General features: G+C 71.5%; 21 protein-coding genes. 11 read left to right on the forward strand and 10 right to left on the reverse strand.

Translation table 11 applies throughout. The features are described from left to right. Positions 1-69 precede the first annotated feature (69 nt). The 3 genes from ACGFZN_RS09425 to ACGFZN_RS09435 are packed head-to-tail and all read left to right on the forward strand — an operon-like array spanning position 70 to position 1,422. On the forward strand, positions 70-417 hold the full coding sequence (locus ACGFZN_RS09425) for a hypothetical protein (RefSeq protein WP_393857883.1): 348 nt from the start codon (positions 70-72) through the stop codon (positions 415-417). Continuing rightward, positions 414-671 carry a hypothetical protein gene (locus tag ACGFZN_RS09430; RefSeq protein ID WP_393857884.1) on the forward strand — a complete coding sequence of 86 codons (258 nt, stop codon included), beginning with the start codon at positions 414-416 and terminating at the stop codon, positions 669-671. The genes ACGFZN_RS09425 and ACGFZN_RS09430 overlap by 4 nt, the downstream gene beginning before the upstream one ends. 43 nt (positions 672-714) lie before the next feature. Then, positions 715-1,422: a hypothetical protein gene (locus tag ACGFZN_RS09435; protein ID WP_393857885.1), complete on the forward strand. Its 708-nt coding sequence runs from the start codon at positions 715-717 to the stop codon at positions 1,420-1,422. Positions 1,423-1,454: 32 nt separating this feature from the next. On the opposite strand, the gene aspS is transcribed toward ACGFZN_RS09435, so the two are convergent. Then, positions 1,455-3,218 (reverse strand): aspartate--tRNA ligase, encoded by a 1,764-nt coding sequence (aspS, locus tag ACGFZN_RS09440; protein WP_393857886.1) that lies wholly within the window; start codon positions 3,216-3,218, stop codon positions 1,455-1,457. Positions 3,219-3,417: 199 nt separating this feature from the next. Between aspS and ACGFZN_RS09445 the strand changes: the two genes are divergently transcribed. Continuing rightward, positions 3,418-5,589 carry a SpoIIE family protein phosphatase gene (locus ACGFZN_RS09445; RefSeq protein WP_393857887.1) on the forward strand — a complete coding sequence of 724 codons (2,172 nt, stop codon included), beginning with the start codon at positions 3,418-3,420 and terminating at the stop codon, positions 5,587-5,589. Here ACGFZN_RS09445 and ACGFZN_RS09450 read toward each other — a convergent pair. From ACGFZN_RS09450 to ACGFZN_RS09460, 3 genes are all read right to left on the reverse strand, one after another. Beyond that, positions 5,511-6,605 (reverse strand): AI-2E family transporter, encoded by a 1,095-nt coding sequence (locus ACGFZN_RS09450; RefSeq protein ID WP_393857888.1) that lies wholly within the window; start codon positions 6,603-6,605, stop codon positions 5,511-5,513. The two genes, ACGFZN_RS09445 and ACGFZN_RS09450, sit on opposite strands and share 79 nt — an antisense overlap. Positions 6,606-6,979: 374 nt before the next feature. Next, positions 6,980-7,957 (reverse strand): pirin family protein, encoded by a 978-nt coding sequence (locus ACGFZN_RS09455; protein WP_393857889.1) that lies wholly within the window; start codon positions 7,955-7,957, stop codon positions 6,980-6,982. Between the two features lie 134 nt (positions 7,958-8,091). Then, the gene (locus tag ACGFZN_RS09460) at positions 8,092-8,568 is read right to left on the reverse strand and encodes an SseB family protein (RefSeq protein ID WP_393857890.1); all 477 of its coding nucleotides are present in this window, start codon (positions 8,566-8,568) and stop codon (positions 8,092-8,094) included. Positions 8,569-8,889: 321 nt separating this feature from the next. Here ACGFZN_RS09460 and ACGFZN_RS09465 point away from each other — a divergent pair, with 321 nt between their 5' ends. The 3 genes from ACGFZN_RS09465 to ACGFZN_RS09475 all read left to right on the forward strand — a co-directional run bounded on the left by ACGFZN_RS09465 (position 8,890) and on the right by ACGFZN_RS09475 (position 12,431). Next, on the forward strand, positions 8,890-10,716 hold the full coding sequence (locus ACGFZN_RS09465; protein ID WP_393857891.1) for an acyl-CoA dehydrogenase: 1,827 nt from the start codon (positions 8,890-8,892) through the stop codon (positions 10,714-10,716). 73 nt (positions 10,717-10,789) lie between these two features. Further along, positions 10,790-12,088, forward strand: a complete 1,299-nt coding sequence (locus tag ACGFZN_RS09470) for a M18 family aminopeptidase (RefSeq protein ID WP_393857892.1) — start codon at positions 10,790-10,792, stop codon at positions 12,086-12,088. Positions 12,089-12,176: 88 nt separating this feature from the next. Further along, positions 12,177-12,431: a hypothetical protein gene (locus tag ACGFZN_RS09475; protein WP_360153039.1), complete on the forward strand. Its 255-nt coding sequence runs from the start codon at positions 12,177-12,179 to the stop codon at positions 12,429-12,431. Between the two features lie 16 nt (positions 12,432-12,447). On the opposite strand, the gene ACGFZN_RS09480 is transcribed toward ACGFZN_RS09475, so the two are convergent. Together ACGFZN_RS09480 and ACGFZN_RS09485 are read right to left on the reverse strand one after the other, a co-directional pair. Beyond that, positions 12,448-14,256 (reverse strand): NHL domain-containing thioredoxin family protein, encoded by a 1,809-nt coding sequence (locus ACGFZN_RS09480; RefSeq protein WP_393857893.1) that lies wholly within the window; start codon positions 14,254-14,256, stop codon positions 12,448-12,450. Between the two features lie 51 nt (positions 14,257-14,307). Continuing rightward, a complete protein-coding gene (locus ACGFZN_RS09485; protein ID WP_393857894.1) occupies positions 14,308-14,712 on the reverse strand; it encodes a cupin domain-containing protein in 405 nt (134 codons plus the stop codon). Between the two features lie 51 nt (positions 14,713-14,763). Here ACGFZN_RS09485 and ACGFZN_RS09490 point away from each other — a divergent pair, with 51 nt between their 5' ends. Both ACGFZN_RS09490 and ACGFZN_RS09495 read left to right on the forward strand, forming a co-directional pair. Continuing rightward, complete coding sequence (locus tag ACGFZN_RS09490; RefSeq protein ID WP_393857895.1) at positions 14,764-15,768, forward strand: helix-turn-helix domain-containing protein; 1,005 nt, start codon at positions 14,764-14,766, stop codon at positions 15,766-15,768. A gap of 31 nt (positions 15,769-15,799) precedes the next feature. After that, positions 15,800-16,294 (forward strand): LURP-one-related/scramblase family protein, encoded by a 495-nt coding sequence (locus ACGFZN_RS09495; RefSeq protein ID WP_393857896.1) that lies wholly within the window; start codon positions 15,800-15,802, stop codon positions 16,292-16,294. 299 nt (positions 16,295-16,593) lie between these two features. Here ACGFZN_RS09495 and ACGFZN_RS09500 read toward each other — a convergent pair whose 3' ends face one another. Then, positions 16,594-17,388: a carbon-nitrogen family hydrolase gene (locus ACGFZN_RS09500; protein ID WP_393857897.1), complete on the reverse strand. Its 795-nt coding sequence runs from the start codon at positions 17,386-17,388 to the stop codon at positions 16,594-16,596. Between the two features lie 182 nt (positions 17,389-17,570). Between ACGFZN_RS09500 and ACGFZN_RS09505 the strand changes: the two genes are divergently transcribed. Continuing rightward, a complete protein-coding gene (locus tag ACGFZN_RS09505) occupies positions 17,571-18,395 on the forward strand; it encodes a maleylpyruvate isomerase family mycothiol-dependent enzyme (RefSeq protein ID WP_393857898.1) in 825 nt (274 codons plus the stop codon). A 97-nt stretch (positions 18,396-18,492) separates the two neighbouring features. Here ACGFZN_RS09505 and ACGFZN_RS09510 read toward each other — a convergent pair whose 3' ends face one another. Together ACGFZN_RS09510 and ACGFZN_RS09515 are read right to left on the reverse strand one after the other, a co-directional pair. Then, a complete protein-coding gene (locus ACGFZN_RS09510; protein ID WP_393857899.1) occupies positions 18,493-19,803 on the reverse strand; it encodes a nitrate/nitrite transporter in 1,311 nt (436 codons plus the stop codon). After that, positions 19,800-20,474 (reverse strand): GntR family transcriptional regulator, encoded by a 675-nt coding sequence (locus tag ACGFZN_RS09515; RefSeq protein WP_393857900.1) that lies wholly within the window; start codon positions 20,472-20,474, stop codon positions 19,800-19,802. The genes ACGFZN_RS09510 and ACGFZN_RS09515 overlap by 4 nt, the downstream gene beginning before the upstream one ends. Before the next feature lie 213 nt (positions 20,475-20,687). On the opposite strand from ACGFZN_RS09515, the gene ACGFZN_RS09520 reads away from it, so the two are divergent. Then, on the forward strand, positions 20,688-21,599 hold the full coding sequence (locus ACGFZN_RS09520; RefSeq protein WP_393857901.1) for a D-alanyl-D-alanine carboxypeptidase family protein: 912 nt from the start codon (positions 20,688-20,690) through the stop codon (positions 21,597-21,599). Between the two features lie 115 nt (positions 21,600-21,714). Here ACGFZN_RS09520 and ACGFZN_RS09525 read toward each other — a convergent pair whose 3' ends face one another. Next, complete coding sequence (locus tag ACGFZN_RS09525; protein WP_393857902.1) at positions 21,715-22,494, reverse strand: hypothetical protein; 780 nt, start codon at positions 22,492-22,494, stop codon at positions 21,715-21,717. Positions 22,495-22,517: the final 23 nt, after the last annotated feature.

Genomic DNA, 22,517 nt, shown 5'->3' on the forward strand with positions numbered 1-22,517 from the left:
GACGTATGGCGCCCCCTCCTGATGAAGGCCCCGCCGGATACCCTGGCTGGGGCGATCCTGGAGGACACCATGAGCACACTGCCCGACCACGGACACGAGCTGATCCCCCGCCCCGAGCTGACTCCTGATGCCCTGCGTGCAGCCCTTACCGTCGTCGCACCGGGCCGCCTGGACGAGATGCAGGCCATGAAGGACGAGGCTTTTGCCAAGGCGGTCGAGTGGCAATCACTCAGCCCGGTGCAGAGCTGGGTTCTGATCTGGGCCAAGGAGATCGAAATCGCCCGCCGCCCGGACCTCTCCACCCGCTACGCCCGGGCGAAGCGCAATCTGGAACATGGAGATCCGGACATCGCGCGGGAAGCCCTCCGCGAGCTGAGCGCGGTCCTCGACGAGGCCCTGAAAGCAGTGCGCGAGTGAGCTGGAAGTGGGAGTACGCCTTCGGCGCCGAAGAAGCCGCTCGCACCGCCCCCGCAGACTTCCTCACCGCCGTGGAACGCAAGGCCGACGAACTGGGCAGAGCGGCCGAAGCCCTCCACATTCACGGGCGGGCCCATGACGGGACCGACCCGAAGGGCGGCGAGATCATCGTCTCCGGCGGCTGGTTCGGTTACCAGGTCGTCGTACGCAGCGAGCGAGTCTACGTCGTCCAGATCACCTACCTCGGGTTCTGAGCGCAGCCGGCCCGTAAGCAAGTGACAGGAACCCGGAAACACCTTGACCCTCCCCGAACCCCACCACCGGCTCATCGGTGACGTCGTCAGTGCGGGCGGCGTCCACGGGCTGGTGCTTGCCGGTGGATATGCGGTGCAGGCGCACGGCTTGGTGGTGCGTCCGCATGCGAATCTCGACTTCGCCACGGAGAGTTCCGAGCCGATGGAGCGGATCGCCGCCGCCCTCGGCACCGCTCTGGAGGCACGTGGGCGGCAGGTCCGGGTCGGCGCCGGCACCTACCTGACCGCCCAGCTGACGGTCACCGACCCGCCGACGGGCGAGCCCTGCGCCCTTGCCCTGCACAAGGAAACCTTCTGGCAGCCGCCGGAGCTGACCGGGTACGGCCCCGCCCTCTCCCTGGAGGACGCCGTCGGTACGAAGGTCCGGGCGCTGTACGACCGGGGAGCGGCCGTCGACCTGATCGACGCGCGGGCCGCCGCCGCCCGTTTCTCCCTGCCCGAGCTGGAGGCGCTGGGCCGCCGGCACGCCCATGACCCCTTCGATCTGCCCACGCTGCAGTCCCGGCTGACCGGCACGGACTTCTACTCCGACCGGGACTTCCTGCGGTACGGCCTTGACGATGCCGAGGTCGCCGCCCTGCGTGCCTGGGCCCAGGAGTGGTCCGACGACATCGCCGAGCGGCTGCTCGAAGACGGCGCGTCCCCCGACATCGAGCCGGACGCGGAGTCCGGGCCCGACACGGGGGACTGACCAGACGCGGAGGGCCGCAGCGCGGCGCCGTCCTACTTCGGCTGCGGCTTCCTGATGTTCAGGTGCAGCTCGCGCAGGCGGGTCTCGTCCAGCTCGGTCGGGGCGCCCATCATCAGGTCCTGGGCGTTGCCGTTGAGCGGGAAGGCGATCGTCTCGCGGATGTTCGGCTCGTCCGCGAGGAGCATGACGATGCGGTCGACGCCGGGGGCGATGCCGCCGTGCGGCGGGGCGCCGAAGCGGAACGCGCGGAGCATGCCCGCGAACTTGTCCTCGACGGTCTCACGGTCGTAGCCCGCGATCTCGAAGGCCTTGAGCATGATCTCCGGCTCGTGGTTCCGGATCGCGCCGGAGGACAGCTCGACGCCGTTGCAGACGATGTCGTACTGCCAGCCCAGGATGTCCAGCGGGTCCTGGGTCTCCAGAGCCTCCAGGCCGCCCTGGGGCATCGAGAAGGGGTTGTGCGAGAAGTCGATCTTCCCGGTCTCCTCGTCCTTCTCGTACATCGGGAAGTCGACGATCCAGCAGAAGCGGAAGACGCCCTCCTCGAAGTGGCCGGCCCGCTTGGCCGCCTCCACCCGGACCGCGCCCATGATCTTGGAGAACTCGTCGAACTCGCCCGCGCCGAAGAAGACGGCGTGGCCGGGGGCCAGCGAGAGCCGCTTGGTCAGCTCGGCGACGTTCTCCTCGGTGAGGAACTTGGCGATCGGGCCGGACAGGGAGCCGTCCTCGCCCACGCGGACCCAGGCCAGGCCCTTCGCGCCGAGCGAGACGGCGAACTCGCCGAGCTGGTCGAAGAACTTGCGCGGCTGGTCCTGCACCGCCGGCACCGGCAGCGCGCGCACGTGCTTGCCGGCGAACGCCTTGAACTCCGAGCCCTCGAAGACGTCGGTGATGTCGACCAGTTCCAGCTTGGCGCGCAGGTCCGGCTTGTCGGAGCCGTACTTCAGCATCGCCTCGCGGAACGGGATCCGCGGGAAGGGGGAGGTGACGTGCCGGCCGCCGCCGAACTCCTCGAACAGCTCGGTCATCAGCTTCTCGACCGGCTGGAAGATGTCCTCCTGCTCGACGAAGCTCATCTCGATGTCGAGCTGGTAGAACTCGCCCGGCGAGCGGTCGGCACGGGCGTCCTCGTCGCGGAAGCAGGGCGCGATCTGGAAGTAGCGGTCGAAGCCGGAGATCATCAGCAGCTGCTTGAACTGCTGCGGGGCCTGCGGCAGCGCGTAGAACTTGCCCGGGTGCACACGGGAGGGGACCACGTAGTCACGGGCGCCCTCGGGGGAGGTGGCGGACAGGATGGGCGTCGCCATCTCGTTGAAGCCCATCGCCGACATCTTCTGGCGCATGGCCGAGATGACCGCCGTACGCAGCATGATGTTGCGGTGCATGCGCTCGCGGCGCAGGTCCAGGAAGCGGTACTCCAGGCGCCGCTCCTCGTTGACCCCGTCCTCGGTGTTGATCGTGAAGGGCAGCGGGGCCGCCGCGCCGAGCACCTCGACGTCGCCGACCTCGATCTCGATCTCGCCGGTGGGCAGGTCGGGGTTCACGTTCTCGGTTCCACGTGAAACAACGCGGCCGTCCACGCGGACCACGGTCTCCTTGGACAGCTTGTCCAGGGCCTCGTACGCCTCGGTGCCGGGGCGGGCGACCAGCTGCGTGATGCCGTAGTGGTCGCGCAGATCGATGAAGAGGATGCCGCCCAGGTCGCGCCGATTGTGCAGCCAGCCACTCAGCCGGACGTCGGTGCCGACGTCAGAAGCGCGGAGCTGGCCGCAGGTGTGGGACCTGTACCGATGCATCGTCGTTCATCCAGTCTTTGCGGATCGGGTGTCGCCAGGCGGGTACGGCCTAGGCCACCCCAAGGGTACCGGGCACCCCTACCGGGGCTCCCCACCCTTTTCCCGTGCCGCACGCTGGAGGATCCTCCGAGCGCCGGGAGCCCGGCTCCTCCTCTTCCTACGGTGGCACCCATCCGTCATACCTTCTTAAAGTGGGCGAATGCGTACAGGCCAGCCCCTCCCGTCCGTCGGTGACGTCCTCGCCGCCCTCGCGACCGGGTTGTGGCACTGGGACACGGCTGCCGGAAAAGTCACCGTCGATGCGGAGGCGGCGCGGCTGCTCGGGCTGCCCGCGGAGGCGACCACCCTCACGGAGGCCCAGACCCGGGCCCGGCTGCACCCGGTCGACTGGAACGAGATCACCGGAGTGATCCCCCTCGCCGTCGCCGAGGGCACGCTCGCCGAGGTGCGCATAAGGATCATGGACGAGCAGGGCAGCGTCCTGCGGGTCGTCCGCAGCCGGTCGAAGCCGTCGTACGACCCCGTGCGGCAGGCGTACGAGCTGATCGGCACCCTCCAGGAGGTCACCGAACCGGCCCCCGGCACCTCCGCCGCCCGCAGTGCGGTCACCGGCGACTGGCGGCGCTCGCGGGAGGCGTTCCTGCTGGACGCGGGCCGGGCGCTGGCCGAGGCGCGGTCCACCGCCGAGGTGCTGCGGGTGGCCGGCGGCCTGTCGATGCCGGGCTTCTCGCCGGACGGCCTCGTGGTGTTCGGGGTGGAGGGCGACCGGCTGACGATCATCGGCCAGCACGGCCACCATCCCGGCGACATGAACCCCTTCTCGGACATGCCGCTGACCACCGACTACCCGGCGGCCGAGGTCGTCCGCACCGGCCGCGCGGTGTATCTGTCCTCTCCCCAGGAGTACAAGGAGCGCTATCCGGCGACCTGGCCGCTCGCCCGTCACTTCGGCCGCCGGTCGTGGGCCTTCCTGCCGCTGACCTCGGCCGGACGCACCATGGGCGCCTGGCTGGCGGCCTTCTCCTACCCGGTGACGTTCACCCCCGACGAACGCGCCGTGCTGACGACCGTCGCCCGGATGCTCGCGCAGGCGCTGTCCCGGGCCGGCGCCGCCGAGGAGGAGCGGGAGCTGACCGAGGGCCTGCAACGCTCCATGCTGCCCTCGCTCGGCCCGGAGATCCCCGGGCTGCGGGTGGCCGCCCGCTACATCCCCACCGGCGGCGGACTCCAGGTCGGCGGCGACTGGTACGACATGATCCCGCTGCCCTCCGGCCGCATCGCGCTGGCCATGGGCGACGTCCAGGGCCACGACGTACGCGCCGCCGGCCTCATGGGCCAGCTGCGCATCGCCCTGCGCGCGTACGCCTCCGAGGGGCACCGTCCGGACGCCGTGCTCTCCCGCGCCTCGCGGTTCCTGCACGGCATCACGCACGACGACGGCACCGGCCACCCGGCCGACCCGCGGTTCGCGACCTGCGTGTACGCCGAGGCCGACCCGGTGACCGGGACGCTGGAGATCGCTCGCGCCGGGCACCCGGACCCGGCGATCCGGATGGCCGACGGCACGGTGATGATGCGGCCCACGGCCGGCGGACTGCCGCTCGGCATCGACCCCGACCCGGACTATCCGACGACCCGGTTCACGCTGGAACCCGGCGAGACGCTGATGATCTGCACCGACGGCCTGATCGAGACCGGCGGGCACGACCTGGACAGCGGCTGGCGCCGGCTGCGCGCGATCCTGGAGGAGCATCCGGGAGACGGCGGGGTCGATCCGGAGTCGCTGGCGGACGCACTGGTGCAGGGCGTGCACGGGCCGTCCTCGCACCACACCACCGGCCCGCTGGCCGACCGCCGCGAGGACGACATCGCGCTGGTGCTGCTGTACCGCCCGCTGGACGGCACCGTGCGGCCCGCGGTCCGGCGCACCCTTCTTTCGGTGGCGCAGGACGAGCCGGCCCGGATCGCCGACGCCCGCCGGCACCTGCGCGAGCTGCTGCACGACTGGGGCTCGCCCGAGCAGATCGACTCGGCGGTGCTGCTGGTCTCCGAGATGATCACCAACGTCCTCGTGCACACCGACACCGACGCGCTGCTGCTCGCCGAGGTGACCGGCGAGGCGGGGCTGCGGCGGCTGCGGGTGGAGGTCACCGACGCGGGCGACGACCTGCCGCACAAGCGCCGGCCCGGTGAGCTGGCCTCCTCCGGCCGCGGCCTGATGCTGATCGAACTCCTCGCGGACGCCTGGGGGGTGGAGCCGCGGGGCGAGGGCAAGAGCATCTGGTTCGAGCTCTACGAGCCGGGCGGCGTCCCGGCGGACGGGCCCGCCGCTGCCGGGCCCTCCGCTGCCGCGGAGGAGGGCGCCGCGTAACGCGTCCGCAGCTCCTGTACGACCCCGAAGGCGGCGGCGGTCAGCGGTACGGCGAGCAGCATGCCGAGGACGCCCGCGACGGACGCCCCGGCGGTGAGAGCGACCATCACCACGGCCGGGTGCATCTGCACCGTCCGGCTCTGGATGACGGGCTGCAGCACGTGCCCCTCCAGCACCTGCACGGCGAGGACGACGCCGAACGTCCACAGCGCGATGACGAAGCCGCGGTCGGCGAGCGCCACCAGGACGGCCACCGTGCCGGAGACGAAGGCGCCGAGGTAGGGGATGTAGGCCCCGACGAAGACGAGCGCGCCGAGCCCGATCGCGCCGGGCACCTGGAGGATCAGCAGGCCGACGGTGATGCACAGGGCGTCGATGAGGGCGATCACGGTGGTCCCGCGCATGAACCCCTGCACCGCCTGGAAGGCCCGCCGGGCGACGGCCTCCAGCATGTCCCCGGAGCCGCGGGGCGCGAGGGCGCGCAGGGCCTGCACGGCGAGGTGGGAGTCGCGCAGGAAGAAGAAGACGAGCAGCAGGGCGAGCACGGCCATCGCGAGGGACTCGCCGACCACGCTGACCCCGCTGATGACGTTGGAGGCGGCCGTGCTCCCGAACCTGCTCAGCAGCTTGCGGGAGTTGACGGCGAGGTCGTCCAGGCCGGTGCCGGCGGCCCCGAAGTGCGCGGCGACGCTCTTGGCGGCGTGCCGCAGCGAGGCGATGATCTCGTCGCCGGTGTCGATGAGCGCGGCGACGACGATGTACACCGCGCCGCCGACGACGGCCACGACGGCGACACAGGTGAGCCCCGCCGCCACGGAGGCCTGCACCCCGGCCCGCACGAGCCGCTGGTGCAGCGGGCCGAGCAGCGCCGTGCCGAGCAGGGCGAGCAGCACCGGCGTGACGGCCGTACGGAACTCCCCGCACAGCCGCACCCCCACCCATCCCACCCCGGCGACCAGCAGCAGGGCGGCGCACCAGGCGGCGAGGCGGCGGACGGGGTCGGGCAGCAGCTGCACGCGTCCAGCGGATCACGCCCCGGCGCCGGGCGCCCTGCGCACGACGCCGGGCGAGTGAGCCGAACCGGGACCGGCGCCGGTCGGATGACGCGGTACGCCGCCGGGACCCGCCCGGTCCGGGTGCAGGGGCCCGCCCGGTGCCTGGTGCCGCGAGGCCCGCACACGGCCGGCACCGCCACCCGCACGCTGCGGATACCAACGCCCGCACGCTGCCGGTACCGGGGCCGCCCGGTGCGGGCCGACGCCGGCACGGTCCGCGCACGCTGCCGTACCGGCCCGCACGCTGCCGGCACCGAGGCCGCCCGATGCGGGCTTACGCCGGCGCCGGGCTGCGCGCTGTCGTACCGGCGCCCGCGCGGGCCGGTGCCGGGGCGTCAGGCCTGGGGGCCGGTCTCCGTCATGCCGTGGACCGCCGGGATCGAGCCCAGCCGGCCCTTCTGGTAGTCCTCGAAGGCCTGCATCAGCTCGTCCTTGGTGTTCATGACGAACGGGCCGTAGTGCGCCATGGGCTCACGGATCGGCCGTCCGCCCAGCAGCACGACCTCCAGGTCCGGGGTGTGGGAGTCCTGCCGGGCGTCCGCGCGGACGGTCAGCGAGCCTCCGGCGCCGAACACGGCGGTCTGGCCGAGGTGGATGGGCCGGCGCTCGGTGCCGACGCTGCCGCGGCCCGCGAGGACGTAGGCCAGGCCGTTGAAATCCTCCCGCCAGGGCAGGGTCAGCTCGGCGCCCGGAGCGAGGGTGGCGTGGATCATCGTGATCGGCGTGTGGGTGATGCCGGGGCCCTGGTGGCCGTCCAGCTCGCCCGCGATGACCCGCAGCAGCGCACCGCCGTCGGGGGAGGTGAGCAGCTGGACCTGCCGGCCGCGGATGTCCTGGTACCGCGGCGCCATCATCTTGTCCTTGGCCGGGAGGTTCACCCACAGCTGGAGCCCGTGGAAGAGTCCGCCGGACACGACCAGGTGCTCCGGCGGCGCCTCGATGTGCAGCAGGCCCGAGCCGGCGGTCATCCACTGGGTGTCGCCGTCGGTGATGGTGCCGCCACCGCCGTGGGAGTCCTGGTGGTCGAAGATCCCGTCGATGATGTAGGTGACGGTCTCGAAGCCGCGGTGCGGGTGCCAGGGGGTGCCCTTGGGCTCGCCCGGCGCGTACTCCACCTCGCCCATCTGGTCCATCATGATGAACGGGTCGAGGTGGCGGTAGTTGATCCCCGCGAACGCCCGGCGCACCGGGAAGCCCTCGCCCTCGAATCCGCTCGGAGCGGTCGTGACCGCCAGCACGGGACGCGCCACGGCGTCGGCGGGAGCGGTCACGCGGGGCAGCGTCAACGGGTTCTCGACGGTCATTGCAGGCATGGTCGGTACCTCCTTGTGCACCCAGTTTAGTTGAGCGTTGAACTTTCTGCCACCCCAACAGAACGAGCCCGGAGGGCATTCCCTCCGGGCTCGCGGGCGGCGACGGCGGTCGGCCGTCTGCGGAGCAGCGGCGTCTAGCCGTACATCCGGCGCATCGCGAAGTCGACCATCTGCTCGACCGCCTTCGCGTCGAACACCATCCGGTGCTCCCCCTCCATGTCCAGGACGAAGCCGTAGCCGGTGGGCAGCAGGTCGATCACCTCGGCGCCGGTGATGACGAAGTACTTGGACTCCTTGCCCGCGTACCGGCGCAGCTCCTTGAGCGAGGTGAACATCGGGATCACCGGCTGCTGGGTGTTGTGCAGGGCCAGGAAGCCGGGGGTGTCGCCGCGCGGGCAGTACACCTTCGACGTGGCGAAGATCTGCTGGAAGTCCTCGGCGGACATCTGCCCGGTCGTGAAGGCGCGCACCGCGTCGGCGAGCGAGGGCGGGGACGGCTCCGGGTAGAGCGGCGGCTGCTGGCCGTACCCGCCGACACCGCCGGGCTGCTGCGGCGGGGCGTACTGCTGCTGGGCGGCGGCGCCGTCCATGGGCTGGCCGTATCCGTACATGGCGCAAGAGTACCGAGGGCCGGCCGCGCCGTGGGACGACGCAGGATTTGCCCCGGACGGCGGCCGGGGCGGGGCGCATACCGGGCGGTCACCCGCCTTCCGTGCGGGCGGCCGGAGCGGCCGGCGGCCGCGCCCGACGCGCTGCTCACGGGCGGGCGCGCGGTACGGTTCCCGCCCGCCGCGGAGTAGACCCTTCTCACACTTGCGGGGGTGGGGCTTGCTTCTTATTACCGACGGGTAGCATCATCGTGGCTACTTGTTGGTACGTGAACTAGGTGCGAGGAGTCAGTGCCTCGCCGATCCCTCTACGGAGCCGTGACCATGGGGCACTACAAGGCGAATCTCCGCGACATCGAGTTCAACCTCTTCGAAGTACTCGGCCGCGACAAGGTGTACGGCACCGGCCCGTTCGAGGAGATGGACGTCGACACCGCGAAGAGCATCCTGGAGGAGATGACCCGCCTCTCGGAGAACGAGCTGGCCGAGTCCTTCGCCGACGCCGACCGCAACCCGCCCGTCTTCGACCCGGAGACCAACACCGCGCCGGTCCCGGCGTCCTTCAAGAAGAGCTACCAGGCCTTCATGGACTCCGAGTACTGGCGGCTCGGCCTGCCCGAGGAGATCGGCGGCACCACCTCGCCGCGCTCCCTGATCTGGGCCTACGCCGAGCTGATCCTGGGCGCCAACCCCGCCGTGTGGATGTACTCCTCGGGCCCGGCGTTCGCCGGGATCCTCTTCGAGGAGGGCAACGAGGTCCAGAAGCACATAGCGAAGATCGCCGTGGAGAAGCAGTGGGGCTCCACCATGGTGCTCACCGAGCCCGACGCGGGCTCCGACGTGGGCGCCGGCCGCACCAAGGCGGTCCAGCAGGAGGACGGCTCCTGGCACATCGAGGGCGTGAAGCGCTTCATCACCTCCGGTGAGCACGACATGTCGGAGAACATCCTCCACTACGTGCTCGCGCGCCCCGAGGGCGCCGGCCCCGGCACCAAGGGCCTGTCCCTGTTCCTCGTGCCGAAGTACCTGTTCGACTTCGAGACCGGCGAGCTGGGCGAGCGCAACGGCGTCTACGCCACCAACGTCGAGCACAAGATGGGCCTGAAGGCCTCCAACACCTGCGAGATGACCTTCGGCGACAAGCACCCCGCCAAGGGCTGGCTCATCGGCGACAAGCACGACGGCATCCGCCAGATGTTCCGCATCATCGAGTTCGCCCGCATGATGGTCGGCACGAAGGCGATCTCCACGCTGTCCACCGGCTACCTGAACGCGCTGGAGTACGCCAAGGAGCGCGTCCAGGGCCCGGACCTGGCGAACTTCATGGACAAGACCGCGCCCAAGGTCACCATCACCCACCACCCGGACGTGCGCCGCTCGCTGATGACGCAGAAGGCGTACGCCGAGGGCATGCGCGCCCTGGTGATGTACACCGCCTCGATCCAGGACGCGATCCAGATCAAGGAGGCCGCCGGCGAGGACGCCTCCGCCGAGCACGCCCTGAACGACCTGCTGCTGCCGATCGTCAAGGGCTACGGCTCCGAGAAGGGCTACGAGCAGCTCGCCCAGTCGCTGCAGACCTTCGGCGGCTCCGGCTTCCTGCAGGAGTACCCGGTCGAGCAGTACATCCGGGACTCCAAGATCGACACCCTGTACGAGGGCACCACCGCGATCCAGGGCCAGGACTTCTTCTTCCGGAAGATCGTCCGCAACCAGGGCGCCGCGCTGAACTCCCTCGCCGAGGACATCAAGAAGTTCCTGGCGCTCGGCACCGGCGGCGAGGAGCTGGCCGGCGCCCGCGAGCACCTGGCCAAGGCCGCCGTGGAGCTGGAGGCGATCGTCGGCCTGATGCTGACCGACCTCGCCGCCACCGAGCAGGACACCAAGAACATCTACAAGGTGGGCCTGAACACCACCCGCCTGCTGATGGCCTCCGGCGACGTCGTCGTCGGCTACCTGCTGCTCAAGGGCGCCGCGATCGCCGCCGAGAAGCTGCCCACCGCCTCCGCCAAGGACAAGGCGTTCTACACCGGCAAGATCGCCGCGGCGAAGTTCTTCGCGGCGAACGTCCTGCCGGGCGTCACCCTGGCCCGCAAGGTCGCCTCCGGTGTGGAGCTGGACCTGATGGAGCTGGACGAGGCCGCGTTCTGAGCCTCTGTAGATACCCTGTGCGGGCCCGCTCCCTTTCCGGGAGCGGGCCCGTGCACGTCGTTAAGGTGAATCCATGAGCGCACCAGTCCGCTTCGACCGCGGCCACACCGACGACCTGATGTCCTTTCTCGCGGCCGGCCCGACGCCGTACCACGCCGTGGCGGCCGCCGCCGAACGGCTGGAGAAGGCCGGCTTCCGGCAGGTGGCCGAGACGGACGCCTGGGACGGCACCAAGGGCGGCAAGTACGTGCTGCGCGGCGGCGCGATCATCGCCTGGTACGTCCCCGAAGGCTCCGAGGCGCACACGCCGTTCCACATCGTCGGCGCCCACACCGACTCCCCGAACCTGCGGATCAAGCCGCGCCCGGACAGCGGGGCGCACGGCTGGCGCCAGGTCGCCGTGGAGATCTACGGCGGCCCGCTGATGAACTCCTGGCTCGACCGCGACCTGGGCCTGGCCGGCCGGCTGAGCCTGCGCGACGGCTCCACGGTCCTGGTGAACGTGGACCGGCCGCTGCTGCGCGTCCCCCAACTCGCCATCCACCTGGACCGTTCGGTCAGCAGTGAGGGGCTCAAGCTCGACAAGCAGCGCCATCTGCAGCCGGTCTGGGGCCTCGGCGACGACGTCAGCGACGGCGACCTGATCGCCTTCCTGGAGCAGGAGGCGGGGCTCGCGGCCGGCTCGGTCACCGGCTGGGACCTGATGACGCACCCCGTGGAGGCCCCCGCCTACCTCGGCCGGGACCGGGAACTGGTCGCCGGCCCGCGCATGGACAACCTGCTGTCGGTGCACGCGGGCACGGCCGCGCTGGCCGCCGTCGCCACCTCCGGCGCCCGGCTCACCCGCATCCCGGTGCTGGCCGCCTTCGACCACGAGGAGAACGGCTCCCAGTCCGACACGGGCGCCGACGGCCCGCTGCTCGGCACGGTGCTGGAGCGTTCGGTCTTCGCCCGCGGCGGCACCTTCGAGGACCGGGCCCGCGCCTTCGCCGGCACAGTCTGCCTGTCCTCCGACACGGGCCACGCCGTCCATCCCAACTACGCGGAGCGGCACGACCCGACGCACCACCCGCGGGTCAACGGCGGCCCGATCCTCAAGGTGAACGTCAACAACCGCTACGCCACGGACGGTTCGGGCCGCGCGGTGTTCGCCGCCGCCTGCGAGAAGGCGGGCGTGCCGTTCCAGTCGTTCGTCTCCAACAACTCCATGCCGTGCGGCACCACGATCGGCCCCATCACCGCGGCCCGGCACGGCATCAGGACCGTGGACATCGGCGTGGCCATCCTGTCGATGCACAGCGTGCGCGAACTGTGCGGCGCCGACGACCCGTTCCTGCTGGCCAACGCCCTGACGGCCTTTCTGGAGGGCTGATCGGGGCGCCGCCGACGGCTAGTCGGGGCCTCGCCGGGTACCCGGACGGCACCGGAGATTCCGGAACCGAAAGGGGAGGCGACTTCTCATGGGGCTCGGAGGGTGCATCATCCTCATCGCCGTGGGGGCCATCCTCACGTTCGCGACCGACTGGCACATGCACGGCGTCAACGTGACCGTCGTGGGCGTGATCCTGATGGCCGTGGGTCTGATCGGCGTCGCGACCTTCAGCGGCATCGCCCGCCGCCGCCGGGTCGTGATGCCGCCGACGCCGGTGGTCGAGGAGGAACCGCACCACCATCACCACCACGTCGACGGCTACAGCGACGGCTACGGCGTGTGACGCACCGCCTGCCTGCCTACTGCTCGTCCATCCCGGCCAGGACGAGGGGCAGGCGGTCCGCGCCGCCGTCGGTGAGACGGACCGGGACGCCCCAGTCCTGCTGGTGGACGTGGCAGGCGGGGTAGTCGTTGGCCGGGTCGTCGTCGCAGCTCGCCGCCATGGCCGAGACGTGCAGGACGCCCTCGGCGACCTCCGGGTTCAGCTCCAGGTCGCGGGAGAGGTCCGTGCCTGCGCCCTCGCCCTCGAGCAGCAGCCCGGGCGGGGTGGAGGAGACCAGCAGGCGGGTGGAGGGGCCGTACCGGGTGTCCAGTTTCTGGCCGGGCGGGGCCTGGAAGACGACGTCCAGCCGGAGTCTGCCGGGCGCGACCTCGGTCGCCGCCCGCCGGGTGCGGTGGGCGACCGCCTCCACCCGCACCGCCTCCTCCGGCAGCCGCAGCCGGGTCAGCCGGTGCCGGGCCGACTCCACCACCACGATGTCCTCGCCGACGAGCACGGCGTCGCTGGGCTCGCGCAGATCCGTGGCCAGGGTCGTGACCTCACCGGTCGCCGGGTCGTAGCGGCGCAGGGCGTGGTTGTAGGTGTCGGCGACCGCCACCGAGCCGTCGGGGAGGACCGTCACACCCAGCGGATGCTGGAACAGGGCCTGCCCGGCGGGGCCGTCCCGGTGCCCGAAGTCGAACAGCCCGGTGCCGACCGCGGTGTGGACGTGTCCGTCCGGGTCCACCCAGCGCAGCGCGCTCGTCTCGGAGTCGGCCAGCCACAGCCGCTCGGCGGTGGCCGCGAGACCGGAGGGCTGGGCGAACCAGGCCTCGGCGCCGGGCCCGTCCACCAGACCCTCGTTGGTCGTGCCGGCCGCCACGCCGACCGTGCCCGCCTCGGGGTCGTACGTCCACAGCTGGTGCACGCCCGCCATCGCGATCCACACCTTGCCGGCGAACACCGCCACGTCCCACGGCGAGGACAGGTCGACCTCGCGGGCCGGCCCGGAGGCGGGGGACCCCTGCCACCACTGCCGCCCGGTGCCCGCCAGGGTGGTCACCTCGCCGGAGTCCGGGTCGAGGCGGCGCAGGGCGTGGTTGACGGTGTCGGCCACCACCACCGCGCCGTCCTCCAGCAGGGCGAGCCCCTGCGGCTCGTTGAAGGAGGCGTCTGCCGGGCCGCCGTCGGCGAACCCGCGCGAGCCGGAGCCGATGCGCCGTACGACCGTCTCGCCGTCCTCCGCCAGCTCCACCAGCTGGTGCCGGGTGGTGTCGCTGACCAGGAGGTTGCCCGACGGCAGCAGCAGCGCCTTGCCCGGGAAACGCAGGGTGGTGGGCTGCGGCTCCGGCGGCACGTACGGCCCGTCCCCGCGCCGCAGCGTGCCCTTCTCCCCGTGCTCCGCCTCCAGCTCCTCGACCAGCCGCTCGATGGCGTGCGCGTGCCCCTCGCCCGCGTGCTGCGCGACCACGTACCCCTCCGGGTCGATCACCACCAGAGTCGGCCAGGCGCGCACCGCGTACTGCTTCCACGTGGCGAGCTCCGGGTCGTCCAGCACCGGGTGCTCCACGCCGTAGCGCTCCACCGCGTCCACCACCGCCTGGTGCTCGGCCTCGTGCACGAACTTCGGCGAGTGCACCCCGATGATCACCACCGTGTCCCGGTGCTTCTCCTCCAGCTCCCGCAGCTCGTCCAGGACGTGCAGGCAGTTGATGCAGCAGAAGGTCCAGAAGTCCAGGACGACGATGCGTCCCCGCAGACCGGCCAGGGAGAGACCCCTGCCTCCGGTGTTCAGCCAGCCGCCCTTGCCGGCCAGCTCGGGGGCACGGACGCGTACACGTGAAGCCATACCCCCATCCAACCGCAGGGGCTGGGGAAGCATTCCGTGCGGGTCGGTCGGTCAAGTCAGCGCGTGTCCCGTGGTCACGTCCACGTGATCGGGCACGTCCTCGTGGCGGTCGCCGACCGAGAGGGTGCCGGTGGGCTCGAAGAGGAGGACTTCGGCGCGGCGGGGAGCGGACGGCTTGTGGTAGGTGCCGCGCGGTACGGTGAACACCGATCCCCTGGTCAGGACCACCGTGCGCGCTCCGTCCTGCTCGCGCAGGCCCAGGTGCACCTCGCCGTCGAGGACCAGGAAGAACTCGTCGGTGTCCTCGTGCACGTGCCAGACGTGCTCGCCCTCGAACTTGGCGATCCGGACGTCGTAGTCGTTGACGGTGGCGACGATGCGCGGGCTCCAGCACTCGTCGAAGGAGGCGAGCGCCTTGTCCAGGGACACGGGTTCCTTGGGTTCCTTGAGTTCCATGGGCTCATCGTGCGGGTTCCCCTGCCGCCGTACGAGTGCTAGGAATCGCATATGCCGCAAGGATCCTCTCAGCCGGCGCGCCCCGACCAGCCGCCTCCGCACCGGGTCGTCGTGATCGTGGACGCCGGCACCAACCCCTTCGAGGTCGGCGTCGCCACGGAGCTGTTCGGGCTGCCCCGGCCCGAACTGGGCCGGCAGGGGCCGCTGTACGCCGTCACGCTGTGCGCGCCCGGCCCATCGACCCGGATGAACCACGGCTTCTTCACGCTGGCCGGCGTACCCGGCCTGGAGGCGGTGGACGACGCCGACACCCTGGTCGTACCGGGACGCCCCGACAACGTCGTGCCGCGCGGCGCCGACGTCCTGGACGCCATCCGGCGCACGCACGCGCGCGGGGCGCGCATCGTCAGCTTCTGCACGGGCAGTTTCGCCCTCGCCGAGGCCGGGCTGCTGGACGGACGCCGGGCCACCACCCACTGGATGTGGGCGGACACCTTCCGGGACCTGCATCCCAAGGTGCTGCTGGAGCCGGACGTGCTCTTCGTCGACGAGGGCGACATCCTCACCGCCGCGGGCAGCGCGGCCGCCCTCGACCTGGGGCTGCACATCTGGCGCCGCGACCACGGCGCCGAACTCGCCAACGCCGTCTCCCGGCGCCTCGTCTTCGCCGCCCACCGCGACGGCGGCCAGCGGCAGTTCGTGGAACGGCCGGTGCCCGACGTGCCCGACGAGTCGCTCGGCCCGCTGCTGGCCTGGGCGCAGGAACGGCTGGGCGAGCCGCTGACGGTGGCGGACCTCGCCGCCCGCGCGGCCGTCAGCACCGCCACCCTGCACCGCCGCTTCCGCGCCCAGCTGGGCACGACCCCGCTGGCCTGGCTCACCGGGGAGCGGGTGGCACTGGCCTGCCGGCTGATCGAGCGGGGCGAGGAGCGCCTGGACGTCGTCGCGGCCCGCAGCGGCCTGGGTACGGCGGCCAACCTGCGGGCGCGGCTGCGCCGGGAGACGGGGCTCAGCCCGTCGGCGTACCGGAGGCGTTTCGGGCAGGTGGCGCCGTGACGATCAACGCGCGGCGGGGAACGGTACCCGCATGAGACTCCTCGTACACGACCGGCTGCTCGGCATCGGCGACGACTACTGGATCGAGGACGAGCACGGCCGCAAGGTCTTCCTCGTCGACGGCAAGGCCATGCGGCTGCGGGACACCTTCCAGCTGAAGGACGCCCACGGGCGCGTCCTCATCGACATCCACCAGAAGATGTTCGCGCTGCGCGACACGATGGTGATCGAGCGGGACGGCGAGGGCCTGGCGACCATCAGGCGCAAACGGCTGTCCCTGCTGCGCCACCACTACCGGGTGTCGCTGGTCGACGGCACCGAGCTGGACGTCAGCGGCAAGATCCTCGACCACGAATTCGCCATCGAGTACGACGGCGAGCTGCTGGCCGTGATCTCCCGCCGCTGGCTCACCCTCCGGGACACCTACGGGATCGACATCGTCCGCGAGGACGCCGACCCGGCCCTGCTGGTCGCGGTGGCGGTGTGCGTGATCCACCTGGCCCAGAAGGAACGGGAAACCGACTGACCACACCGACCCGCCGGCTGGCACCGCGGGGGTTCCGGGCCCCGGGGGGCTCAGGCCGACCGGTCACGCTGAGACCGCGGGGGCTCAGGGCCGACCGGTCGCCCGCTGAGGCTGCGGGCGCTCCAGGCCAGCGGTCGCCGACCGGCGTCACAGCGCTCCACGCACACCGGTCGCCCGCTAACGCCGCCAGGGTCGCCCGCTGGCGCCGCCGGGGGTCCAGGCCGACCGGCCGCGATGAGACCGCGCGGCTCGGGCCGACCGGTCGCCCGCCGACCAGTTGACCGCTAGCCGGTTGACCGCTAGCGGCGCGGTGGTTCCAGGCCCAGGACGCGGTCCTTCAGCGCCGGGAACTGCTCGCGGGTGGTGGCCACCTTCGCGGGGTCGAAGTCGACGGTGAGGATCTCCTCGTCCTGGCCCGCCTCGGCGAGCACCTCACCCCAGGGATCCACCACGATCGAGTGACCCGCCTGGGGAACTCCCGCGTGGGTCCCGGCCGTTCCACACGCGAGCACGAACGCCTGGTTCTCCACCGCCCGCGCCTGAGCCAGCAGCGTCCAGTGCGCCCGGCGCCGCTCGGGCCAGCCCGCCGGGATCACCAGGGTCTCGGCGCCGGCGTCGACCAGGGCACGGAAGAGTTCGGGGAAACGGAGGTCGTAGCAGGTGGCCACGCCGAGCGTGGTCCCGGGCAGCCGGACCGTCACCTGGTCCCGCCCGGCGCCCATCAGGACGGCCTCGCCCTTGTCGAAACCGAAGCGGTGGATCTTGCGGTAGGCGGCGGCCAGTTCACCGGAGGGGGAGAAGACGAGAGAGGTGTTGTAGAGGGGCCCGTCAGGGTCACGCTCCGGAATCGACCCCGCGTGCAGCCACACGCCCGCGTCACTCGCGGCCTTGGCCATCGCCTCGTACGTCGGCCCCTCCAGCGGCTCGGCCTCGCGGCCGAACTCCTCGTAGGCGAAGGCCCCGGTGGTCCACAGCTCGGGCAGGACGACGAGGTCGGCGCCTGCCTGTTCCCGGACCAGTGCGGCCACCCGCTGCCGCCTGGAGTCGACCGATTCGTCCTCGTTCACAGCGATCTGGATCAGCGAGGCGCGCACACTACCACCGTCCTGGCATTCGAGTCGTCCACACCGGCCTACGATCGTCACACGAAAGCACTGCCGGGGTGCCTGCGGGGAGCGTAACTTAGCCTCCCAGACACCCGCCGAAGTGCAGCCACCGCCCGCTGGCACCGCCGCCACAACCTGCCCGTGTACCGACCGCCGAGGGGTCCCGTTCCGTGAGTCTGCATCCCACCCTCCAGCCCTACGCCGACGCCTGGACGCACTCCATCGAAGCGATATCCGAGATGGTGCAGCCGCTCGTCGAGGGCGAGTGGAACCGGCGGACCCCCTGCCCGGGCTGGTCGGTCCGGGACATCGTGTCGCACGTCATCGGCATGGACTGCGAGATGCTCGGCGACCCGCGCCCGATCCACTCCCTGCCCCGCGACCTCTTCCACGTCACCACCGAGCACCAGCGGTACATGGAGATGCAGGTCGACGTCCGCCGCCACCACACGGCGCCGGAGATGACGTCCGAGCTGGAGTACACGGTCATCCGCCGCAACCGGCAGCTGCGCAACGAGTCCCGTGACCCCGGCACGATGGTGCGCGGCCCGCTGGGCAAGGACATCACGCTGGAACAGGCCTACCGCATGCGCGCCTTCGACGTGTGGGTGCACGAGCAGGACCTGCGCACGGCCCTCGGCCGCCCCGGCAACCTGGACTCCCCGGGTGCGTACGTGACTCGCGACGTCCTCCTGGACGCGCTCCCCAAGGTCGTCGCGAAGGACGCGGACGCGCCGCGCAGCTCGGCCATCGTCTTCGACGTGCACGGCCCGGTGGAGTTCCTGCGTACGGTCCGCGTCGACATCCAGGGCCGCGGCACCCTGGAAACCACCCCGGCCCTCGGCCCCGCCGCCACCCTCACCCTCGACTGGGAGACGTACGTCCGCCTCGCCTGCGGCCGCGTCACCCCGGAGGCGGTCGCCGACCGGATCAAGGCCGAGGGCGACCCGGCCCTGACGGCAGCGATCCTGGCGAACTTCACGGTGACGCCGTAGGGGTACCGCGCACGTCGCGAGCGGGGAGCCGGGAAGGCCGGGCGGCTTCTCGAGCAACCGGGAACGGGGATGCCTGGGTGGAGCGCGTCGGCCTCGGCTAGGCCGCGGGCGCGTGCACCGTCTCCACCCGGCTCGCCACCAGCCGCTCGCGCTCGCGCCGAGCCGCCCGCCCCCGCAGCCGCAGGATCTGCGACACCCCGAGCGCCTGCAACACGAACACCGCCGAGAACGCGACGCCGTAGTCGTCCCCCGTGGCGTCCAGCAGAACCCCGATCGCGAACAGCGTCGTCATCGAGGCGACGAAACCACCCATGTTGGTGATCCCCGACGCCGTCCCCTGCCGCTCCGGCGGATTCGCCGGCCGGGCGAAGTCGAACCCGATCATCGAGGCCGGCCCGCACGCCCCCAGCACCGTGCAGAGCACGACCAGCAGCCACATCGGTGCGTGCGCCCCGGGATACGCCAGCGTCGCAGCCCACAGCGTCGCCGACGCCCCCACCGTCCCCAACGCCAGCGGCAACCGCGCGGCATGGTGCCGGGCGACGATCTGGCCGTAGACCAGACCGATCACCATGTTGGACAGCACGACCAGCGTCAGCAGGTCACCGGCCGTGGCCCGGCTGAGCCCCTGAGCCTGCACCAGGAACGGCATTCCCCACAGCAGCAGGAACACCATGGCCGGGAACTGCGTGGTGAAGTGCACCCACATCCCGAGCCGTGTCCCCGGCTCCCGCCAGGCCGCCGCGATCTGCCGGCGGACGTAGGCCGCGCCCTGTTGCGCGACGGGCTCCGGCTCGTACCCCTCGGGGTGGTCCTTGAGGAACAGCAGCGTCAGCACGAGGACGACGACACCCGCGAACGCGCTGCCGGCGAACGCCGCGGTCCAGCCGATGCCGTGCAGCAGCCGGGCGATGACCAGCGTGGAGACCAGGTTGCCCGCCATGCCGACGAGCCCAGCCAGCTGCGCGACCAGCGGTCCGCGCCGGGCCGGGAACCAGCGGGTGCCGAGCCGCAGCACGCTGATGAAGGTCATCGCGTCACCGCAGCCCAGCAGCGCACGTGAGGCGAGCGCGGTGCCGTAGGACGGGGAGAAGGCGAAGCCCAGCTGCCCGGCCGTGAACAGCACCGCCCCGATGCTCAGCACCTTCTTGGTGCCGAGCCGGTCGACGAGCAGGCCGACGGGTATCTGCATGCCGGCGTAGACCAGCAGCTGGAGGATGGAGAACGTCGACAGGGCGGAGGCGTTCACATGGAAGCGGTCCGCCGCGTCCAGTCCCGCGACCCCCAGCGACGTACGGAAGATGACGGCGACGAAGTAGACGGCGACGCCCGTGCACCACACGGTGACGGCGCGTCGGCCGCCCGGCGGATCCCCCGGAAGGGTGAGGTTCCGTGCCGGGGCGCTCATCGGACCTCACCCCGCGCGAGGTGCTCGAACCAGGTCACATGCCGGTGCACGACCTCCACGGCCGCCTCCGCGTCCCCGGCGCGCAGCGCCCGCAGGATCTCCTCGTGCTCGGCGAGCGTCTTGGCGATCCGGTCGGGGTGGGAGTGCATCACGGCGACTCCCATCCGCAGCTGCCGGTCGCGCAGCTGGTCGTAGAGCCGGGACAGGATCTCGTTGCCGCCGCTGCGCACGATCTCGGCGTGGAAGCAGCGGTCGGTCACCGCGGCCCCGGCCAGGTCACCGGCGGCGGCCTGCGCCTTCTGCTGCTCCAGCAGCTCGGCCAGCCGATCGAGCAGCGCGGGCGGGGCGGGTACGGCCTTGCGGGCGGCGTGCTCCTCGACCAGCTGGCGGGTCTCCACCACGTCCGCGATCTCCTGCGCGGAGACCGGCAGGACCAGGGCGCCCTTCTTCGGGTACAGCCGGATCAGGCCCTCGACCTCCAGCCGCAGCAGGGCCTCGCGCACGGGCGTACGGGACACGCCGACGGCCTCGGCCAGCTCGCCCTCCGTGAGAAGGGTGCCGCCCTCGTAGCGACGGTCGAGCACGCCCTGCTTGACATGGGCGTACACGCGGTCGGCGGCGGGCGGGGGCTTGTCGTGCCGGCGGGCCGGCTGCTCTACGGCCGTCTTCATGTCCACAGGATAGATACAACACGTACTCATGAGGCAGGGCCGTCCACCATCCGGACGAGGCACCGGGCCCGACGCCCCGTGCGACGAAGATCTCATGCAGCATCCGCGCAACCTTCTGTGCTACTTACGTGTCTCACACATGCGGCCTCTTGCTCTCGCCACCTCAACTCGGCCGCACTCCAGGGGCATTCACGACTATCGGGGTACATCACTTTGATTACCGGCATTAAGGGCACCCGCAGCACCAGCATCCGCAGAGCCGCCGCCGTCGCCGTCACCTCCGGCGCGCTGTTCGCGACCGGCGCCCTCACCGCAGCTCCCGCTCAGGCCGTCACCACGCCCTCGATCATCGCCAAGGGCGGCTACGCGATGAACAACGCGAGCGGTACGACGCTGTTCACCAAGGCGGCAGACACCCGCCGCTCCACCGGGTCCACCACCAAGATCATGACCGCCAAGGTCGTGCTCGCGCAGTCGAACCTCAACCTCGACAAGAAGGTGACGATCCAGAAGGCGTACAGCGACTACGTCGTCAAGAACAACGCCTCCCAGGCCCACCTGATCGTCGGCGACAAGGTCACCGTCCGCCAGCTGCTGTACGGCCTGATGCTCCCGTCCGGCTGCGACGCCGCCTACGCGCTCGCCGACACCTACGGCTCCGGCTCCACCCGCGCCGCGCGCGTGAGCAGCTTCATCGGCAAGATGAACACCGCCGCGAAGAACCTCGGTCTGAAGAACACCCACTTCGACTCGTTCGACGGCATCGGCAACGGCAACAACTACTCGACTCCGCGCGACCTGACGAAGATCGCCAGCAGCGCGATGAAGAACTCCACGTTCCGCGCGATCGTCAAGACCAAGTCGTACACCGCGAAGACGATCACCAAGACCGGCAGCACCCGCACGATGGCCCCGTGGACCAACACCAACGGGCTGCTCAGCAGCTACAGCGGCACCATCGGCGTGAAGACGGGCTCCGGCCCGGAGGCCGGCTACTGCCTGGTCTTCGCCGCCACCCGCAACGGCAAGACCGTCATCGGCACCGTCCTCGCCTCCACCTCCATCCCGAACCGGGAGTCGGATGCGAAGAAGATCATGAACTACGGCTTCGCCAAGCTCGGCTGACACACCTGAGGCACCGACGGGCTCGCCGCGCAAACGGCGGGCCCGTTCGCATGGGCGGGCCTGCCCGCATGGGCGGGCCCGTCCGCGTGTGCGGGCCCGTCCGCGTGCGCGGCCGTCACCTCGCGGGGGACAGCTGGTCGTAGGTCTTGAACGTGTACGAGGCGTCGTAGGACAGCAGGTTGCCTTCGGCCGCCGGCAGGCCGAGGCGTCGGTTCAGGGGCCCGGTGAGCGGCCCGCACTGTCCGGCGGCCGGGACGGTGAACGTGTCGTCGTAGGCCGAGAACTCGATCACCGGAGGGTCCTGCGAGACCCAGGTGGAGGGTCCGGAGCGCTTCAGCCGGAAGTCGACCGGTGCGTGGGCACCTATGGTGCAACCGCGCGGCAGCAGCGGGCCGGTGAGCCGGAACCGGAGGCTGAGCTGCCCGGTGTAGAAGTCGGACCGGCCGCCGTACTCCGGCTGTATCGCGAGGCCCAGCACGGCCGCGCGGTCCCCCGCCGGGGTGCCCGTCAGGCCCCCCGGTATGGCGGTGGGGGAGCTGTGCATTGCGCCCCACACCTGGCCCTTGCCGCCGTCCGGCATCGGGCCCTCGGCGTGCGTCATGGTGATCGGGGCGAGGCTCACCGTGACGTCGCCCAGGGTCAACCGCGGGGCGGCCGTGTGCACTTCGCATCTCCATCGCGCCGGGTCGACGCCGTCGGGCAGCGGCGGGCAGTCACCGAACACGGTCGCGACCGCACTCGGCGGGCGGGGCGCGGCATGGGCGGCACCGGACGCCCACACCGCCGCCGTGCCGGCGAGGACGGCGGCGCCCGCGACGGCGGCGACACGGCGGGCGGGGGAGGAAGTCGGAGATACCCAAGGGGAACCGGGGCGAGCGGCAACGGATTTCGTCATGGCACCAGCGTGCCGCCGCGGCC

Source organism: Streptomyces sp. NPDC048192 (assembly GCF_043202415.1).
In the GTDB taxonomy this organism is placed as follows: domain Bacteria; phylum Actinomycetota; class Actinomycetes; order Streptomycetales; family Streptomycetaceae; genus Streptomyces.

Bases quoted from the DNA above. Each gene is read 5' to 3' on its own strand.
- ACGFZN_RS09425 (WP_393857883.1), top strand. From the start codon at position 70: ATGAGCACACTGCCCGACCACGGACACGAGCTGATCCCCCGCCCCGAG.
- aspS (WP_393857886.1), bottom strand. From the start codon at position 3,218: ATGCATCGGTACAGGTCCCACACCTGCGGCCAGCTCCGCGCTTCTGAC.
- ACGFZN_RS09445 (WP_393857887.1), top strand. From the start codon at position 3,418: ATGCGTACAGGCCAGCCCCTCCCGTCCGTCGGTGACGTCCTCGCCGCC.
- ACGFZN_RS09455 (WP_393857889.1), bottom strand. From the start codon at position 7,957: ATGCCTGCAATGACCGTCGAGAACCCGTTGACGCTGCCCCGCGTGACC.
- ACGFZN_RS09460 (WP_393857890.1), bottom strand. From the start codon at position 8,568: ATGTACGGATACGGCCAGCCCATGGACGGCGCCGCCGCCCAGCAGCAG.
- ACGFZN_RS09465 (WP_393857891.1), top strand. From the start codon at position 8,890: ATGGGGCACTACAAGGCGAATCTCCGCGACATCGAGTTCAACCTCTTC.
- ACGFZN_RS09470 (WP_393857892.1), top strand. From the start codon at position 10,790: ATGAGCGCACCAGTCCGCTTCGACCGCGGCCACACCGACGACCTGATG.
- ACGFZN_RS09475 (WP_360153039.1), top strand. From the start codon at position 12,177: ATGGGGCTCGGAGGGTGCATCATCCTCATCGCCGTGGGGGCCATCCTC.
- ACGFZN_RS09480 (WP_393857893.1), bottom strand. From the start codon at position 14,256: ATGGCTTCACGTGTACGCGTCCGTGCCCCCGAGCTGGCCGGCAAGGGC.
- ACGFZN_RS09485 (WP_393857894.1), bottom strand. From the start codon at position 14,712: ATGGAACTCAAGGAACCCAAGGAACCCGTGTCCCTGGACAAGGCGCTC.
- ACGFZN_RS09490 (WP_393857895.1), top strand. From the start codon at position 14,764: ATGCCGCAAGGATCCTCTCAGCCGGCGCGCCCCGACCAGCCGCCTCCG.
- ACGFZN_RS09495 (WP_393857896.1), top strand. From the start codon at position 15,800: ATGAGACTCCTCGTACACGACCGGCTGCTCGGCATCGGCGACGACTAC.
- ACGFZN_RS09510 (WP_393857899.1), bottom strand. From the start codon at position 19,803: ATGAGCGCCCCGGCACGGAACCTCACCCTTCCGGGGGATCCGCCGGGC.
- ACGFZN_RS09515 (WP_393857900.1), bottom strand. From the start codon at position 20,474: ATGAAGACGGCCGTAGAGCAGCCGGCCCGCCGGCACGACAAGCCCCCG.
- ACGFZN_RS09525 (WP_393857902.1), bottom strand. From the start codon at position 22,494: ATGACGAAATCCGTTGCCGCTCGCCCCGGTTCCCCTTGGGTATCTCCG.